We start from the raw sequence: 16,644 nt of genomic DNA on the forward strand, positions 1-16,644 counted from the left end.
CAGACAACCGACCCTGGGCGACCGGCGTGAGCCCGTGAGCCTCAGACCCTCGCGATTCAGACCCTGGCGATGCGGTCGAGGCTGGGCACGCCGGCGCGGGTGTCCGGGTACTGGCCGTCGTCGTGCTTGCGCCGGTGCATGGCCACGTAGTGGCGCTCGGTGGAGCCGTTGTAGACCTGGCGGGGCCGCCCGATGCGCTTGGCCGGGTCGGCGATCATCTCGCGGTACTGGGCGATCCAGCCCGGCAGGCGCCCCAGGGCGAACAGGGGCGTGAACATCTTCGTGGGGAAGCCCATCGCCTGGTAGATGAGGCCGGTGTAGAAGTCGACGTTCGGGTAGAGGCTACGGGAGACGAAGTACTCGTCGCGAAGCGCCGTCTCCTCCAGCTCCATGGCGATCTCGAGCTTGCGGTCGCCGTCGTCGGAGCCCAGGCGGGTCAGGACGTCGTGGGCGGTCTCCTTAACGATGGCGGCGCGCGGGTCGTAGTTCTTGTAGACCCGGTGGCCGAAGCCCATGAGCCGCACGCCGTCCTCCTTGTCCTTGACCTTGCGGACGAACTCGGCCGTACTCATCCCCGAGCTCTGGATCGTGTCCAGCATCCGCAGGACCGCCTCGTTGGCACCGCCGTGCAGCGGCCCGGACAGGGCACCCACGCCCGCGGCCACGGAGGCGTACATGTTGGCGTCGGCCGAGCCCACGAGGCGCACGGTGGAGGTCGAGCAGTTCTGCTCGTGGTCGGCGTGCAGGATGAGCAGCATGTCCAGGGCCCGCACGACGGCCGGGTCGATGTCGTAGGACTGGTAGGGCATGCCGAAGGTCAGGCGGATGAAGTCCTCGACGTAGGAGCGCTGCGGGTCGGGGTAGAGCAGCGGCAGGCCGATGGCGCGCCGGGCGATGTAGCTGATCATCGTGGGCATCTTGGCCAGCAGCAGCACGGTGGCGAGCTCGCGCTCGTAGGGGTCGTGCGGGTCGAGGGTGTCCTCGTAGTAGGTAGCCAGGCCCGCGATCCCCGCCTGGAGGATCGCCATCGGGTGACCCGAGGAGGGGAAGGAGGTGAAGAAGCTGCGGAAATCCTCGTGCAGCAGCCGGTGACGCGAGATGCGCCGCTCCATGCGCGCGAAGGACTCGCGGTCGGGCAGCTCGCCGTTGATGAGGAGGTAGGCGACCTCCAGGAAGGTCGAGGACTTGGCCAGCTCCTCGATCGGGTAGCCGCGGTAGCGCAGGATCCCGGCCGCACCGTCGATGTAGGTGATCTGCGAGGTGCACGACGCCGTGTTGGTGAAGCCCGGGTCGAGTGTCACCACGCCGGTGGAGCCCAGCAGCTTGGACACGCCTAGGCCGTCGGCGCCGTCGGTCGCCCGGGTGCGCGGCAGCTCAAGGTTGGTGCCGTCAACAGCCAGCAGACCGGGACCGCCGACGGCGCTGAGCCGGCTCTGCTCGGGCTGCTCAGCCGCGGTGGGGGTGGGGGTGCTCGTCATCATGCCTCCTGGGGCTCGGGGCCGCACGCATCGCGACGGCGAGACCTGGGCCCACGGGGGTTCCGGCGGGCCCAGCGTCCACTGTACGGGGTGCGCCGTCACGACGTCGTCTCATGGGCTCACCGTGGGCCACCGGATCAGCCTGATCAGCCCGGATGAGCCCGCGGTGGGCACCAGCCGAGCACCCACCCGCGCTTGATAAACTTATCAAGCCCAGCAGCGGCTGATCCGACTGGCTGTTCCAGCCTCAGCCGGCGAAGAGGGCGGCGGCCTCAGGCGAGCGCAGGCGCGCGGCGGCGGCGGCCACTCGCTCGTCGGTGTCGGTCAGGCTCATGCGCACCCGCCCGGCCCCGGCCTCGCCGTAGAAGTCGCCGGGGGCCACGACGATCCCGAGCTCGGCGAAGGCCCCCACGAGCTCGTAGGCGCTCATCGACTCGGGTCCCCGGAGCCACAGGTACAGGCCGGCCACGGAGGCCGGGTCGTTGACGAGACCGGCGGCAGCGGTCGCCTCGACGAGCACCTCGCGGCGCTCCCGGTAGACCTCCTTCTGCACCTCCATGTGTGCCTCGTCGCCGAGGGCGGCCACGAGGGCGGCCTGCACCGGAGTCGGCATGAGCATGCCGGTGTGCTTGCGCACCTCGGTGACGGCGCCCACGAGCCGCGCGTCACCGGCGAGGAAGGCCGCCCGGTAGCCGGCCAGGTTGGACTGCTTGGACAGGGAGTACAGGGCGAGCAGGCCGCTTCGGCCCGCCTCTCCTCCGACCCGGGGGTCCAGGAGACTCGGGATCGGCTGGGTGTCCCACGGCGACTCCCAGCCGAGCTCGGCGTAGCACTCGTCGGAGATGACGACGGCGCCCCGTGCCCTGGCCCAGGCGACGATCCGGGCCATCTGCTCAACGCTCAGGACGTGCCCGTCGGGGTTGCCGGGGCTGTTGAGCCAGACGACGGCCACGGGCGCGTCCTCGGCGATGCCCCAGGTGACGGGGTCGGCGTCGGTGTCCACGGGGACCGGGGTGGCCCCCACGAGGCGAGCGCCAACGTCGTAGGTGGGGTAGGCGGCTCTCGGGTGCAGGACGAGGTCGCCGGGGCGCACCCCCAGGTGCAGCGGCAGGAGAGCCACGGACTCCTTGGAGCCGATGGTGGGGATGACCTCGCCGTCACCCAGGCCGGCCACGCCCCGACGTCGTTCCATCCACTCGGCGATGGCGGCTCGCACCACGGGGGCGCCGACCGCCGTCGGGTAGCCGGGGGCGTTGGCGGCCGCGAACAGGGCGTTGCGGGCGATCTCGGGGGTGGGGTCGACGGGTGTCCCCACCGCCAGGTCGACGACGCCGTCCGAGTGCTGGGCGGCCCGCTCCCGGTAGGGGCTCAGCGAGTCCCAGGGGAAGTCGGGCAGGGCGAGGCGGCGGGGCAGGTGGGGGCTGGGGGAGGTCTCAGGAGTCGCGCTGGTGGTCACGGGTCCTGATTCTTCCTCACGAGCCGGGGACGTCTCCACCCCCAGTCCCCGCCCGCCGGCTCAGTAGCCGTTGGCCTCTTTCCACTCCTCGTTCTGCGGGGGCAGGGCGGCGATCATGGGGTCGTCGTAGTCCAGCGCACCGGTCCTCTGGGCCCCTCCGGGCGAGCCGAGTCCCTTGAGCTCGAAGAAGTCGATGTTGGCGCGGGTGTAGTCCTCCCACTCCTCGGGAACATCGTCCTCGTAGAAGATCGCCTCGGTGGGGCAGACGGGCTCGCAGGCACCGCAGTCGACGCACTCGTCGGCGTTGATGTAGAGGCTGCGTTCACCCTCGTAGATGCAGTCGACGGGACACTCGTCGACGCAGGCACGGTCCTTGACGTCGACGCAGGGCTGGGCAATGACATACGTCATGGCAGCAGTGTCCTTTCTTCTCTGGGGATCTGCCCACGCAGGTGAGCGGGGTCGGGCCAAGTATGGTCCCCCGGTGCCCGTCGGCCCAAGAGGTGAGAGAGTGGCCGTCAGCACGCCGAAAACTCAGGGTTGCCACACCGCGATTACGTCACTGCCGCAGCGCGAATGTCACAGGTAACACCAATCTCGGGCACCGCACGCCTCAGAGCGCGATCTGCGACGATCCGACTGAAAAGTGTCCAGCAGGGACGACTTTGACGCGCGACGCCACGCGATCCACTCGCGTTTGCGCAGGTCAGAGAACCGCGGTCACGCAGAAGCGTTCTACGGTGTCATCAAAGTCGTCCCGTTTGGACAAAAGTCTCCTCCGACACTGCTGCGTCGGCAGTCCTCTGAGCCGGGGGCGCAGACGGCGGCGCCGTCAGGAGCAGACGATGTCGTTGTCGGCGGCGTACTGGGTGGTGAGCACGTCGTCGGGCAGGGCCTTGCCGTCGTGCTTGCGGGTGCGGGTGACGGTGATGTCGAAGCCGGGGTTGCCGCCCGAGTAGGGCTCGCAGCCGGGGCCGGACTTGCGCTCAGTGGACACCGGGCGGAAGTTGAACCGGTCCGAGGAGGTGATCGACACGTCGTAGTACTTCGTGGACCACATGCGCACGTGAATCTGCTCGCCGTCCAGCCAGGCCTGGACCAGTACCGCGTGGGACGTGGAGTTGGTGAACTTCACGTCGAGCTTGCCGGTCCACAGGGTGGCCTCGCGCCCGGCCGGGTAGCGGTCGAAGTAGTACTGGTGGGCGTGGTGCTCGGTGTCGTCCATGCCGGCCTCGAAACCGGCGTTGAAGACGGTGGTGGCCACCTGGCTCAGCCCGCCGCCCATGGAGTCGACGTGCTGCCCGTTGGAGATGACTCCGGCGTCGGCGAACCCGTGCTCGTAGTCGACCTCGCCGAGGGTCTTCTCCAGGGAGAAGACCTCACCGGGCTTGACGACGGTGCCGTTGACGAGCTCGGCCCCGCGGGTGAGGTTCTGGGTGCGCGGCGCGTCCCCACTGTTGTACGGGGTGGCGAACTCGCCGATCGCCTCGCTGATGCCCCACTCGTTCTGCGGCGTCTTCACCGTCGGCTCGGCCACGACCATCGGCAGGGTCACGGTCCGGCCGGCGGCGTCGGTGGCGGTGGTGCCGGCCTTGAGCAGGCTTGCGGACAGAGCGGCGGTGTCGATGACCTTGCCCTGGGCGGCGGGGACGTACTGGGGGCGTGCCCCGGGTGCGCCGGTGGCGGAGCCGTCGATCTTCCAGGTCGCGTTCTGGGCGGGGGTCTCGACCTGACCGATCCTGGCGACGACGCCGTCACGCAGTGCGGTCGGGTCGAAGGTGGCGCTCAAGGTGCCGCCCTCGGAGGAGATCTTCAGCATCTCGGCTGTGTCCTGCGGTGAGAAGGCCGCGGCCGCGCCGGGGCTCTTGCTCTGCGCGCCGGTGCCCGCCGTGTTCACGGTCAGTCCGCTGGACAGCAGCGGCGTGAGCGTGCCGTCGACGAACTTGGCGGCCTCCTCGTCGGTGATGGCGGGGATCGCGGTGCCCTCGGCCATGGCGAGGGTCTTCTTGCCCAGGGGCCAGCTACCGGAGAGCTGTTTGAGAGAGGCGTCGACGTCGAGCCCGATGCCGTTGCTCGCGGGCGTGGTGACCGGCTTGGTGCCCTCCAGGGTCACGGTCGCCGAGACCGCGCCATTGGCCATCGTGTCGACCCGGTCCTCCAGGGCGCCGCGCAGCGCGGTGGAATCGACCCGGATGACGGCCTCGGTGCGCTGGCCGCCGAGGCGCTGAGCCAGGGTGAGGGGGTTGAGGGTGAAGCCGGTGAGCTTCTTGACCGAGGCGTCGGTGTCGACCGAGACACCTGACTTGGCGGGCACGAGCTCGGAGCTGCCCTGCCCGACAGTGAGGGTGACGGGCTGGGCGAGCTGGTCGCCGATGCCCTTGCCGACGCGGTCGCGGGCCTCCTTGGGGCTCAGACCGGAGACATCGACACCGGAGACGATGGTGCCCGAGGCGATGTGCTGGGTGGTCCACCAGGCGATGCCACCCCAGGCCAGCAGCAGGGCCGCGGCCCCGGCGGCGCAGGCGGCGGGGATGAGGCGCCGACGGCGTGAGGCGCCCGACCCGGCGGCCGTACCGTTGGTCTTCTTCGCAACGTCCTGGGCCTTGGAGGGCTTGCGCGCCTTCTTGGCCGCGGCCAGGGTCCCGGCGACGGCGGGCGTGGCCTGCGCGGGCGCTGAGGGCGACGCCCCGGACAGGCTCTTCGGTGCGATCGATGGCGGCATGTCGCCGGAGCCGGGGCTCCATACGGTGCCCCGCCGGGTCTCGTCGGCCGCGTCGGCGCCGGCCGACTCATAGGGCGAGAGGACCTCGGCAGGGGTGGCGGCCTCGTCGACGACGCGCATCGATGCCGGCGTCGCCACCGGTTCAGCGGCTTCTACAGCGGCTGACTCAACGGGCTCGTCGCCAGGGGCGGAGGTCTTGTCGGCACCCTGGTCGGCGACCTCGCCGGTGTCCTCGGCGGCGGGAGCCTTCTCCTCCGGCTGCTCGACGACGGGAGCCTGCTCGGGCTCCTCAGGTCCCTCGGACTTCTCAGGCTGCTCGGTGGCCGGAGCCGCCTCGGACTCCTCGCTCTGACCGACCGGCTCAGCCGGCGCAGCGGCCTGGGCCGGCTCGGCAGGCTCCGCAGGCTCGTCCTGAGACTCATCCTCGAGGTTGAGGGTCGGGGTGTCGTCAGCGTCCCCGCCCTGAGTACAGGAGGTGGGCTCACCCGCACCCTGGTCGGCGACCTCGCCGGTGTCCTCGGCGACGGGAGCCTTCTCGGGCTCCTCAGGTCCCTCGGACTTCTCAGGCTGCTCGGTGGCCGGAGCCGCCTCGGACTCCTCGGCCTGACCGACCGGCTCAGTAACCTCAACGGGCTCGAGGGCGTCGGCTGCGGCCTCGGAGGCGGCGGGCTTCTCCCCGCGGTTGACGGACTGGCTCATGGGCGGCGGTTCCTCTCAGGCCTCGGCACGACGACGGCGGGCGTTCTCGCGGAAGCGCTCCTGGGAGTTGAGGATGACCTTGCGGATGCGCACGGCCTCCGGGGTGACCTCGACGCACTCGTCGTCGGCGGCGAACTCGAGGGCCTCCTCCAGGGTGAGGCGGCGCGGCGGCACGAGGGCCTCGAAGGTGTCCGCGGTCGAGGAGCGCATGTTGGTCTGCTGCTTCTCGCGGACCACGTTGACGTCCATGTCCTCGCCGCGGGGGTTCTCCCCCACGACCTGTCCCTCGTAGGTCTCCTGGGTGGGCTCGACGAAGAAGCTGCCGCGGTCCTGGAGGCGGATGAGCGCGTAGGCGGTCACGGCTCCGGCGCGGTCGGAGACGAGGGAGCCGGTGGTGCGCGAGACGATCTTCCCGGCCCAGGGGGCGTAGCCCTCGGCGATGGAGGAGGCGATGCCGGTGCCGCGGGTCTCGGTGAGGAACTGGGTGCGGAAGCCGATGAGGCCGCGGGCCGGCACAAGGAACTCCATGCGGATCCAGCCGGTGCCGTGGTTGGTCATGGTCTCCATCTGGCCTTTGCGGGCGGCCATGAGCTGGGTGACGGCGCCCAGGTACTCCTCGGGGACGTCAATAGTCATGCGCTCGATGGGCTCGTGGCGCTTGCCGTCGATGGTGCGGGTGACCACCTGGGGCTTGCCGACGGTCAGCTCGAATCCCTCGCGACGCATCTGCTCCACGAGGATCGCCAGCGCCAGCTCGCCGCGCCCCTGCACCTCCCAGGCGTCGGGCCGCGTGGTGGGCAGGACTCGCAGGGACACGTTGCCGATGAGCTCGCGGTCCAGGCGGTCCTTGACCTGACGGGCGGTGACCTTGGCGCCCTTGGTGCGCCCGGCCATCGGGGAGGTGTTGATGCCGATGGTCATGGCGATGGCCGGGTCGTCCACGGTGATGAGCGGCAGGGGGCGCGGGTCCTCGGGGTCCACGAGGGACTCGCCGATGGTGATGTCCTCGATCCCGGCGACAGCGACGATGTCACCGGCGTGCGCCTCCTCGGCGGGCTTGCGGTCCAGCCCCTCGGTGACGAGGAGCTCGGAGACGCGGGCGGAGGCCAGGGAGCCGTCGTGGCGGGCCCAGGCCACCGTCTGCCCCTTGCGCAGGGTGCCGTTGTGGATGCGCAGCAGCGCCAGGCGCCCCAGGAAGGGGGAGGCGTCCAGGTTGGTGACGTGGGCCTGCAGGGGGGCGCCCTCCTCGTAGGAGGGGCCGGGGATCCGCTCGATGATGGTGCGGAAGAGTGGCTCGAGGTTCTCGTTGGCCGGCAGCTCGCCGTCGGCCGGGGCCTCGGTGTCGGCGCGGCGGGCCTTGGCGGAGGCGTAGATGACGGGCACGTCCAGGACGGCGTCGAGGTCGATGTCGGGGTGCTCGTCGGCCAGGTCGCTGGCCAGGGACAGCAGCAGGTCGGTGGACTCGGAGACGACCTCGTCGAGCCGGGAGTCGGGGCGGTCCACCTTGTTGACCACGAGGATGACCGGCAGGTTCGCGGCCAGGGCCTTGCGCAGCACGAAGCGGGTCTGGGGCAGGGGCCCCTCGGAGGCGTCGACGAGGAGGACGACGCCGTCGACCATGGACAGCCCCCGCTCGACCTCACCGCCGAAGTCGGCGTGGCCGGGGGTGTCGATGACGTTGATGATGATGCCCTCGGGGCAGCCGGCGTCCGCGGCGGAGGGGCCCGAGTAGTGGACCGCCGTGTTCTTGGCGAGGATCGTGATGCCCTTCTCACGCTCCAGTTCGCCGGAGTCCATGACGCGCTCGCCGGTGGTCTCCTCGGTGGCCCGGGCCCCGAAGGCGCCCGCCTCCCAGAGCATGGCGTCGACAAGAGTGGTCTTGCCGTGGTCGACGTGGGCGACAATGGCGACGTTGCGCAGATCCTGGCGCACGCTCATAGGGGGCACTTCTTCCGGTGGGAGGACGCCGCGGGCCAGACACCGCTCAGGCACCGACCACAGGGCACGAAACATGGAAAGACTAGAGGACGCCGGTCGCGACCTGCCATGGCAAGGCCAACACCCGGCCTGTGCCGCCCCTCACCTCGACCATTCAGGCACCGGCAGCATCAACCGCCTTGCGGAACTGCGAACCACGAGCTGCCGGTCACTCCGCAGCCGATTCGACGTCCTTCACCTCCGGAGAAGCGGCATACGCCCACAGGCACCCGAGCAGCACCACGACGCATACCCCAGCGGTCATCAGTACACCCGCATCTTGCCCCAGCCACACCGCAAGGGCAGGAACAGCCACATAGCCAAGCGGCGCGACGCCATCCCCGGCGAGGTAGTCCAAGGCGAACACAGAAGGCAGTGCATCACGCTCGACTCGAGACTGAAGAAAGGTCTCCCAAGCCACACTCGTCGCCGCAATCACGGCACTTGATGCAAAGAGGGACACCGCGACCAGCCATAGAGGCGCACCGAGCACCACGCTGACCGGAACCGGGACGAAGCTGAGAAGCGCAATCAGGCACAGCACTGGGCGCGACAGGTGGGATGGCAGACGAACCAAGGACCCCACGATTCCACCGACCGCAAACAGGGACTCGCTGACACCGATGAACCATAACGCCTGATACTCATCGCGCAGCACGACGGGGCATAGCGTCATGTAGCTTCCCCACACAGTAAAGTGCCACACCCCGGAGCCGACCAGCACAACGAGAACACCTCGGGAACGTGAAGCGGCCTGCAGTCCCCGCTTCAGCGCGGTCACGCGATCCGCAGCACCTGTTCTGCGCCCCTTTGGCAGGCGACTCTGGGAGAGCAGACACACGAGCATCAGCAGGGATATCAGCCACCAAGCATCCGAAACACCTCGCCATGACTGCACCAGCGCAATAGCTCCAGGGCCGGCGACCGCGCACAGGCCGGCGACGACAGCCCTGGCAGAATTCATCCGATCCAGCAGATCCGACCGCACCAGGTCTGCGACATAGGACCCCATCGTTGGATACATGATCGATGCGACAAACTCCAAGGCGAACGACACAGTGACGTACACGCCGAGGCCAACCGAGCCGGCACGACTCAGCATCGCGATCCCGCCACAGATGACGATCCATGCGGCTGCCGCACCGCCGAACATGGTCTTGGGGCTGACGTGGACCAGCATCTGCGGAGCCAACAACGCGCCCAGGATGCCCGGCAGCGCGCCCACACCGAGAACCAGCCCGACGCCGGAGGCACTGTAACCTTCCGACGCCACAGCCATCGCCAGCAATACGGGAACCGCCGAATTCGCCAGGACATACAGGCCTCGCGACACAAGAAACTCAACAACATAGTCCTGCGCCATCAGCTTCATTCGACTACCCCTCCCGCCGCGCTCTCAATGCGCGCTCGTCCGTCTCGCCGTCCATCGGAGCAGTGGTAGGTCACGTCACAGGAGCACGGTCACGGCCGCGAGCGCGACGGCGAGCAGCCCTGCGGTGACGACGACCGGGCGGTTGAGGCTGCTGGTCACGCCGACGGCCGCACCGGGCGCCGTATCGTCGGCGGCCCGAGCGGGACGGCTGCGCACCTGCTCGGCATAGGCCTCGATGAGGGCCCCGGCGTCACCGGTGTCGAGGTTGGTGTGGTAGCGCCCCTCCCCCGCCAGGTACTCCGGGCGCACCGCCGGGGCCGGCTCGGCGTCTCGCAGGCCGTCGCGCCGCTCCTGCTGCTCGCGCAGCTCCTGGCGGCGTCGGAAGGACTCGGCCATGCCGCCGCGGCGGGGAGCGGCCGAGGCCCGCACCTCGACGTCGTCGCGGGTGATGACCGACAGCCCCCAGCGGGTACGGCACATCTCGACCTCGCCCCAACCCAGCACATGAGTGCGCCAGGCGTTGCGGATGGTGAGGGCCTGCGAGGTCAGGGTGATCTGCGGGGCCCACCACAGCAGCCAGGTGAGGAAGGTGAGCAGCCCCGCCCAGGCCAGGGTGCGCAGGCCGTGGCCGGCGCCGTCGGCCAGGCCGATCGTCAGGGACATCCCCACTGCGGCCAGGCCGATGAGGGCGGTGCCCAGGCGGGCCGGCAGGGAGCGGATGACGACGGTCGGCATGACCGGGGGCACAGTGGTGGACACGTCTTCTTGCACGGGCGCATCATGCCGCACCGGCTCTCGTCCGTCGTCATCCGCTCCGGTTGAGGGCACCGGCTCAGCTCTTGACGTAGCCGATGCGCTCGGGCCGGAAGGAGGCCAGCCCCTGGGCGCCGAAGTTGCGCAGCGTCTTGGGCACGGCGGTCAGTTGCATACGCTGGTAGATCGGGATGTTGAAGACGTTCTCCCACAGGATCTTGTCGAGGTCGTTGGCGAGCTTGTTGCGCTCGGCGCCGTCGGGGGTCGAGCCGATCTTGGCGACGTACTGGTCGACCTCGGGGACGGACAGTCCGGTGTAGTTGGACTGGCTGGTCGAGGCGTAGTACTGACCCACGGTGGACAGGGGGTACTGGGTCTTCTCGCTGGTGAAGGCCGTCAGTGCGTAGTTCTTCTTGTTGATGTACTCCGGGAAGTACTTGTCGATCTCGACGGTGGAGACACTGAGCTTGATGCCGACCTCGCCCAGCTGCTTCTGGAGGAGGTTGGCCTCGTTGGTGGCCACGGGGGCGTTGGAGGGAATGGTCATCACCAGCTCGAGCTTCGTGCCGTCCTTGGCGCGGACTCCATCGGATCCGGCCACCCAGCCGGCGTCGTCGAGCAGCTTCTTGGCGGCCTCGACGTCGTGGCCCCAGCTGGTGGAGTTGTCCTGGTAGCCCTCCTGGACGGGCAGGAAGAAGCGGTTGCCCAGGAGTGTCTTCTTGGCGTCCACCGGCAGGCCCGCCAGGTCGGAGGCAGCGACGGCCTCGCGGTCGCAGGCCCGGGTGATGGCCTGGCGCACGGCCTTGTCCGCCAAGGGGCCAGAGGAGGCGTTGAACATGATGTGACGCCACTGCAGGCCGGTGTTCTGGCGGACCTCGGCGTCGTCGCGGCCACTGGCCTGCTGGTAGACGTCGGCGGAGAAGATGTAGTCCAGGACGTCGATCTCCTTGTTGGCGAAGGCCTGCCCCAAGGCCGAGTCGTCCAGGACGTGCAGGGTGACGGTCTCAAGCTTGGGGGTGGCGCCCCACCACTTGTCGTTGCGCTCCAGGGTGATGACCTGCTTGGACTCGTCGTAGCCCTTGATCTTGAAGGGGCCGGCGAAGTAGTCGTTGTTGAACTTGGTGGCGCCGGCCATCGACTCGTTGAAGGTCTTGGCGTCGGCCATGAGCTCCCTGGGGCTGATGCCGGCCAGGGGGTAGGACCAGTCGGGGTAGATCGAGTTGAAGGTGACCTTGGCGGTCTGCTTGTCCACGATCTCGACCTTCTCGACCTTGTCGAGCCCCTCGACGGTGGCCCAGGAGTAGCTGGGGTCCTTGACGTGGTCGAAGAACACCTTGATGTCCTCGGAGTCCCACTTACGCCCATTGCCCCAGGTGGCCTTCTCGTTGACGGCCACGGTGACCACGGTCTTGCCGCCGACCTCCGCGGCCTCGAGCTTGGTGAGGAAGTCGGGGTTCGGCGTCGCCTTGCCGTCCGCGGCCCAGTCGACGGTGAAGGGGGAGACGAACTTCATGACCAGCCACACGTCGACGATGTTGCCGTCCACGGTCACGGCGTTCCAGTTCGTCGGCGCCGAGCCGATGCCGAAGCGCAGCGTACCCCCGTCCTGGAGCTCGTCGGGGGCGGCCGTGGGTACGCCGGCGGTGGAGCCCGAGGAGCCGGAGCCGTTCTTGGCGCAGGCGGCCAGGGAGGTCAGGACGGCCGCGGAGGCCGTCGTGGCGAGGAACGTGCGACGGTTGAGCTTCATGGGAATCTCCGTTCACTGAGGGCGCCGTCGTCGGCGCGCGGTGGTGGGCAGGATCGGTGGACAGTGCGATGGGAGGACTCGGGGGCGAGGGACGTCAGAAGACCGCGGTGCGCTCGGGGTAGTAGCAGGCGACGTCGTGGTCCTCGCCCTGGGAGCGGAACTCCGGCATGGCTCCCAGGCAGGCCGAGCGCTCGTCGTCGGTGAGTCCTGAGGCGAACTTCGGGCAGCGGGTGCGGAAGCGGCAACCCGAGGGCGGGTTGGCGGGGCTGGGCAGGTCGCCCTCCAGGACGATGCGGCTGCGGCCGCGCTCCTTGGCCGGGTCCGGGATGGGGATCGCCGAGAGCAGGGCCTGAGTGTAGGGGTGGGCCGGGGCCTCGAAGATGGTGTCGACGTCGCCGATCTCCACGATCCGCCCCAGGTACATGACGGCGACGCGGTCGGCGATGTGGCGCACCACCGACAGGTCGTGGGCCACGAAGAGGTAGCTGAGCCCCATGGTGGCGCGCAGCTCGTCAAGCAGGTTGATGACGCCGGCCTGGATGGACACGTCCAGGGCGGAGACCGGCTCGTCGAGGACCAGGAGGCTGGGTTCGAGGGCCAGGGCCCGGGCGATGCCAATGCGCTGGCGCTGCCCACCGGAGAAGTTGCGCGGGTAGCGGTTGGCGTGGCTGGGCTCGAGCCCGACGAGCTCCATGAGCTCCTCGATGCGCGGCCCGATGTCCGCCTTCTTCCACCCGTTGGCCCGCAACGGCTCGGCGATGATGTCGAAGATCGGCAGGCGCGGGTCCAGGGAGGCCATGGGGTCCTGGAAGACGATCTGCAGGTCGCGGCGCACCTGGCGGCGCTGGGCCCGCCCCAGGTCGGCCGTGTCCTTGCCCAGGACCACGATCCGGCCCTCCTGGGGCGCCTGGAGGGAGAGGACCTCCATGAGGGTGGTGGTCTTGCCGCATCCGGACTCGCCGACCAGGGCCAGGGTCTCGCCCCGGCGGACGTCGAAGGAGACGCCGTCGACGGCGTGGACGGTACCCACGCGTCTTTTGAAGACGGCGCCCTTCATGAGGGGGAACTCCTTGACGAGGTCGGTGACGCGCAGGACCTCGGGGCGCTCGGCGTGCGGCAGGCTCATGGTCTCGGGAGTCTTGAGAGCCGGGACGGGGTAGATGTGGGAGTAGTCGAGCTGGTCCCGCTCGATCTCGTCGCGGCGGCGGCAGGCCGAGTACTGGGCGCCGGAGCCGGCATCCTCGCCGTCGGCCCCGCCGCGCTCCACGAGGGCGAGCTGCGGCTCCCCCTGGGCGCACTCGGCCTGGGCCATGGGGCAGCGGGGGATGAAGGGGCACCCTCGGGGCAGCTCCAGCAGGGAGGGCGGGTTGCCCTCCAGGGTGGCCAGGGCCGAGTCCTTGCGCGCGTCCAGACGGGGCAGGGAGCCGAGCAGGCCGATCGTGTAGGGCATGCGCGAGCGGTAGAAGATGTCGTCGACGTCGCCGGTCTCCACGATGCGCCCGGCGTACATGACGGCCACCCGGTCGGCCATGCCGGCCACGACCCCCAGGTCGTGGGTGATCATGATGACGCCGGCACCGGTCTCCTTCTGGGCGGTGCGCAGCACGTCGAGGATCTGGGCCTGGATGGTGACGTCGAGGGCCGTGGTGGGCTCGTCGGCGATGATGAGGTCGGGGTCGTTGGCGATCGCGATGGCGATGACGGCCCGCTGGCGCATGCCGCCGGAGAACTCGTGGGGGTAGGCCTTGGCACGCACCTGCGGGTTGGGGATGCCCACCAGGTCGAGCAGCTCGACGGCGCGCTTACGGGCCGCCGCCTCGCTCATGCCGGGATGGTGGATGCGCAGGGCCTCGACGATCTGGGCGCCCACCGTGTACACGGGGGTCAGGGCGCTGAGCGGGTCCTGGAAGACCATGGCGACCTGGGAGCCGCGGATGCGGGACATGTAGCCGTCGGGCCGCCCCAGCAGCTCGGTGCCGTGGAGGCGCACCGAGCCGGTGACCTCGGCGGACTCGTCGAGCAGCCCCATGACCGCCGTGGAGGTGACGGACTTGCCCGATCCGGACTCGCCAACCAGGGCCAGCACCTCACCGCGGGCGACCGACAGGTTGACTCCGCGCACGGCGTTGACGCGCCCGTCCTCGGAGGGGAAGGAGACGTGCAGGTCGGTGACCTCCAGCAGCGGGGCGGCGCTGGAGGGGTCCGGCAGCGCGTCGTCGCCTCTGCGGGCGTCGACGGCGGGCACGGCCGCGGCGCTCTTCGCGGCCTCTGCGGACGTGCGGGAGCTGCTCGTGGGACTCATGCCTTGCCTCCTGACTTGGATGAGGGGTCGATGGCGTCGCGCAGGCCGTCACCCATGACGTTGACGCACAGGAGCATGAGGACAAGCACGGCTGCCGGGGCCAGGAAGATCCAGGGGTAGGTGGTCGCGGAGCGCTGCCCCTCGGCGATGAGGGTGCCCAGGGAGGTGTTGGGCGGCTGGACCCCGAAACCGAAGTAGGACAGCGTCGTCTCGCTGATGACGGCGTAGGCCACGTTGATGGTGGCGTCCACGATGAGCAGGGAGGCGATGTTGGGCAGGATGTGCCGGGCGATGATGACGGGGCTGGGCACGTTCATGAAGCGGGCCGCGCTGACGTACTCCAGGTTCTTCACGCTCAGGGTCAGTGAGCGCACCACACGGGCCGTGAGCATCCACCCGAATCCGGCCAGGAGGATGATGAACAGCGCGATGGAGCCCTTGGCGGCTCCGGCCCGCTGGGAGAGGATCGCGATGATGAGGAAGGAGGGCACCACCAGGAGCAGGTCGGTGGCCCACAGGGCGATCTTCTCCCACCAGCCGCCGAAGTAGGCGGCCGAGGAGCCGATGACGGCGGCGATGCCCGTCTGGAGCAGGGCGACGAAGACGCCGATCATCATGGACTTTCGGGTGCCCTCCACGACCATCGCGTAGACGTCGCGGCCGCCCTGGGTGGTGCCGAACCAGTGGTCGGCGCTGGGGGCCTGCAGGAAGGCGGAGGAGTCGACGTCGGTGAAGGTCCAGTGGGTCGCGGCGTCGCCGAGAAGCGCGAAGAGCACCATGAGCAGGAAGCCGATCGCGCCGACGACGGCCCCCTTGTTGCGCCAGAAGCGCCGGGTGATGATCTGCCTGCGGGTCAGACGCCGGGAGTCCCTGGGGGTCTCCTTGGTGATGTCGCCCAGGTCCTCGGGGCTCAGCGGCGCCTCCCCGCCCTGCTCGACGGCGGCGTAGCCGCCCACCGTCATCTGCTTGCCGATGGAGGCCATCCCGTTGGGTTCAGCATTGCGCGCCATGGGTCAGCTCACCCTCACTCTCGGGTCGACGATCGCCACGAAGACGTCGGACAGGAGCGCACCGGTGAGGGTGCACAGCCCGGAGAAGGCGACCACGGCCGTCACCCCGTTGATGTCCATGCCGGAGATCGCGCTGATGGAGTACTCGCCCATGCCGTGCCAGCCGTAGACCCGCTCGGTGATGGCGGCACCGGTGAACAGGGTGGCCAGGGCGAAGGCGAAGTAGGTGGCCATGGGGATGAGCGCGGTGCGCAGCGCGTGGCGGGTCAGCGCCTTGCGCTTGATGAGGCCCTTGGCGCGGGCGGTGCGCACGTAGTCGGCGCCCAGGGTGTCGAGCATGAGGTTGCGCTGGAAGCGGGAGTAGGAGGCGATTCCGCCCAGCGACATCGACAGGGTGGGAAGCAGCAGGTGCTGGAGGCGACCGAGGGCACCCTCCCCCTCACCGGTGAACTCGAAGATCTGGAAGCCGGAGCTGCGGTTGATCTGGACGGCCAGGACCTGCAGGAGGATCGCGATGACCATGGCGGGGGTGGAGATGATGATCATGGAGATCAGGGAGATCGCGCGGTCGGAGAAGCGGTACTGGCGCGTGGCGGTCCAGGCCCCCAGGGCCACTCCCCCCACCATGCCGATGGCGGCGCCCAGGAAGACCAGGCGCACCGAGACGAGGATCTTGGTGCCGATGAGGGTGTTGATGAACTCGCCCTTGGGGGTGCGCCCCCAGTCCCAGTGGAGAACCACGTTGCGCAGCCAGGTGACGTAGCGGTCCCACACGGGCAGGTCGTGGCTGATGTTGTACTTCACGAGGTTGGCGTGAATGGCGTCCCAGTTGAGGGAGGGATCCTGATGGTTCCACAGGGCCGAGGGATCCAGGGAGGCCGAGGCCAGCAGATAGGCCAATGACGTGGCGATGAACAGCAGGACCGCGTAGTTCGCGATCCGGCGCGCCAGGTACGGGAGCATGCGTTCTCCTCCTCCGGACAACCCACCGGTGCTTGAGTCACCGGTCCGTGGCACGAGCACCTGACAGCCTTGGAGGTGACGCCGCGTACGAACAAATGAATGGGGTCACAATACCCGGCGCGTGAAACTCGGCCGATACATTTCCAGCATTCAGGAAATGCCCAC

Annotated in this window: 11 protein-coding genes; all 11 read right to left on the reverse strand. The window is 69.2% G+C overall.

The genetic code is table 11. The features are described 5' to 3' along the window. Positions 1-56: 56 nt before the first annotated feature. The gene (locus BKH20_RS12220) at positions 57-1,478 is read right to left on the reverse strand and encodes a citrate synthase (protein ID WP_143225011.1); all 1,422 of its coding nucleotides are present in this window, start codon (positions 1,476-1,478) and stop codon (positions 57-59) included. Positions 1,479-1,725: 247 nt separating this feature from the next. Further along, entirely contained in the window at positions 1,726-2,934 is a 1,209-nt protein-coding gene (gene dapC, locus BKH20_RS12225; RefSeq protein WP_075391281.1) for a succinyldiaminopimelate transaminase, read from the reverse strand. 60 nt (positions 2,935-2,994) lie between these two features. Beyond that, the gene (gene fdxA / locus BKH20_RS12230; protein ID WP_009394099.1) at positions 2,995-3,345 is read right to left on the reverse strand and encodes a ferredoxin; all 351 of its coding nucleotides are present in this window, start codon (positions 3,343-3,345) and stop codon (positions 2,995-2,997) included. A 421-nt stretch (positions 3,346-3,766) separates the two neighbouring features. Next, positions 3,767-6,355: a VanW family protein gene (locus BKH20_RS12235; RefSeq protein ID WP_075391282.1), complete on the reverse strand. Its 2,589-nt coding sequence runs from the start codon at positions 6,353-6,355 to the stop codon at positions 3,767-3,769. Positions 6,356-6,370: 15 nt separating this feature from the next. Next, positions 6,371-8,293: a translational GTPase TypA gene (gene typA, locus BKH20_RS12240; RefSeq protein WP_070659656.1), complete on the reverse strand. Its 1,923-nt coding sequence runs from the start codon at positions 8,291-8,293 to the stop codon at positions 6,371-6,373. Positions 8,294-8,501: 208 nt separating this feature from the next. Further along, a complete protein-coding gene (locus BKH20_RS12245; RefSeq protein WP_075391283.1) occupies positions 8,502-9,704 on the reverse strand; it encodes an MFS transporter in 1,203 nt (400 codons plus the stop codon). A 75-nt stretch (positions 9,705-9,779) separates the two neighbouring features. Next, positions 9,780-10,463, reverse strand: coding sequence for a hypothetical protein (locus BKH20_RS12250; protein WP_256693175.1), 684 nt, complete (start codon positions 10,461-10,463; stop codon positions 9,780-9,782). Between the two features lie 73 nt (positions 10,464-10,536). Further along, entirely contained in the window at positions 10,537-12,204 is a 1,668-nt protein-coding gene (locus BKH20_RS12255; RefSeq protein WP_075391284.1) for an ABC transporter family substrate-binding protein, read from the reverse strand. 94 nt (positions 12,205-12,298) lie between these two features. After that, positions 12,299-14,506, reverse strand: coding sequence for a dipeptide ABC transporter ATP-binding protein (locus tag BKH20_RS12260; protein ID WP_081381713.1), 2,208 nt, complete (start codon positions 14,504-14,506; stop codon positions 12,299-12,301). Beyond that, a complete protein-coding gene (locus BKH20_RS12265) occupies positions 14,503-15,489 on the reverse strand; it encodes an ABC transporter permease (protein WP_070659913.1) in 987 nt (328 codons plus the stop codon). Before BKH20_RS12265 ends, BKH20_RS12260 begins: the two co-directional genes overlap by 4 nt. 30 nt (positions 15,490-15,519) lie before the next feature. Beyond that, positions 15,520-16,479, reverse strand: coding sequence for an ABC transporter permease (locus tag BKH20_RS12270; RefSeq protein ID WP_070659661.1), 960 nt, complete (start codon positions 16,477-16,479; stop codon positions 15,520-15,522). Positions 16,480-16,644 lie beyond the last annotated feature (165 nt).

Origin of the sequence: Actinomyces oris (genome assembly GCF_001937445.1) — a bacterium.
Classification (GTDB): domain Bacteria; phylum Actinomycetota; class Actinomycetes; order Actinomycetales; family Actinomycetaceae; genus Actinomyces; species Actinomyces acetigenes.

Bases quoted from the DNA above. Each gene is read 5' to 3' on its own strand.
- BKH20_RS12270 (WP_070659661.1), bottom strand. From the start codon at position 16,479: ATGCTCCCGTACCTGGCGCGCCGGATCGCGAACTACGCGGTCCTGCTG.
- fdxA (WP_009394099.1), bottom strand. From the start codon at position 3,345: ATGACGTATGTCATTGCCCAGCCCTGCGTCGACGTCAAGGACCGTGCC.
- BKH20_RS12235 (WP_075391282.1), bottom strand. From the start codon at position 6,355: ATGAGCCAGTCCGTCAACCGCGGGGAGAAGCCCGCCGCCTCCGAGGCC.
- BKH20_RS12265 (WP_070659913.1), bottom strand. From the start codon at position 15,489: ATGGCCTCCATCGGCAAGCAGATGACGGTGGGCGGCTACGCCGCCGTC.
- typA (WP_070659656.1), bottom strand. From the start codon at position 8,293: ATGAGCGTGCGCCAGGATCTGCGCAACGTCGCCATTGTCGCCCACGTC.
- BKH20_RS12255 (WP_075391284.1), bottom strand. From the start codon at position 12,204: ATGAAGCTCAACCGTCGCACGTTCCTCGCCACGACGGCCTCCGCGGCC.
- BKH20_RS12220 (WP_143225011.1), bottom strand. From the start codon at position 1,478: ATGACGAGCACCCCCACCCCCACCGCGGCTGAGCAGCCCGAGCAGAGC.
- BKH20_RS12260 (WP_081381713.1), bottom strand. From the start codon at position 14,506: ATGAGTCCCACGAGCAGCTCCCGCACGTCCGCAGAGGCCGCGAAGAGC.
- BKH20_RS12245 (WP_075391283.1), bottom strand. From the start codon at position 9,704: ATGAAGCTGATGGCGCAGGACTATGTTGTTGAGTTTCTTGTGTCGCGA.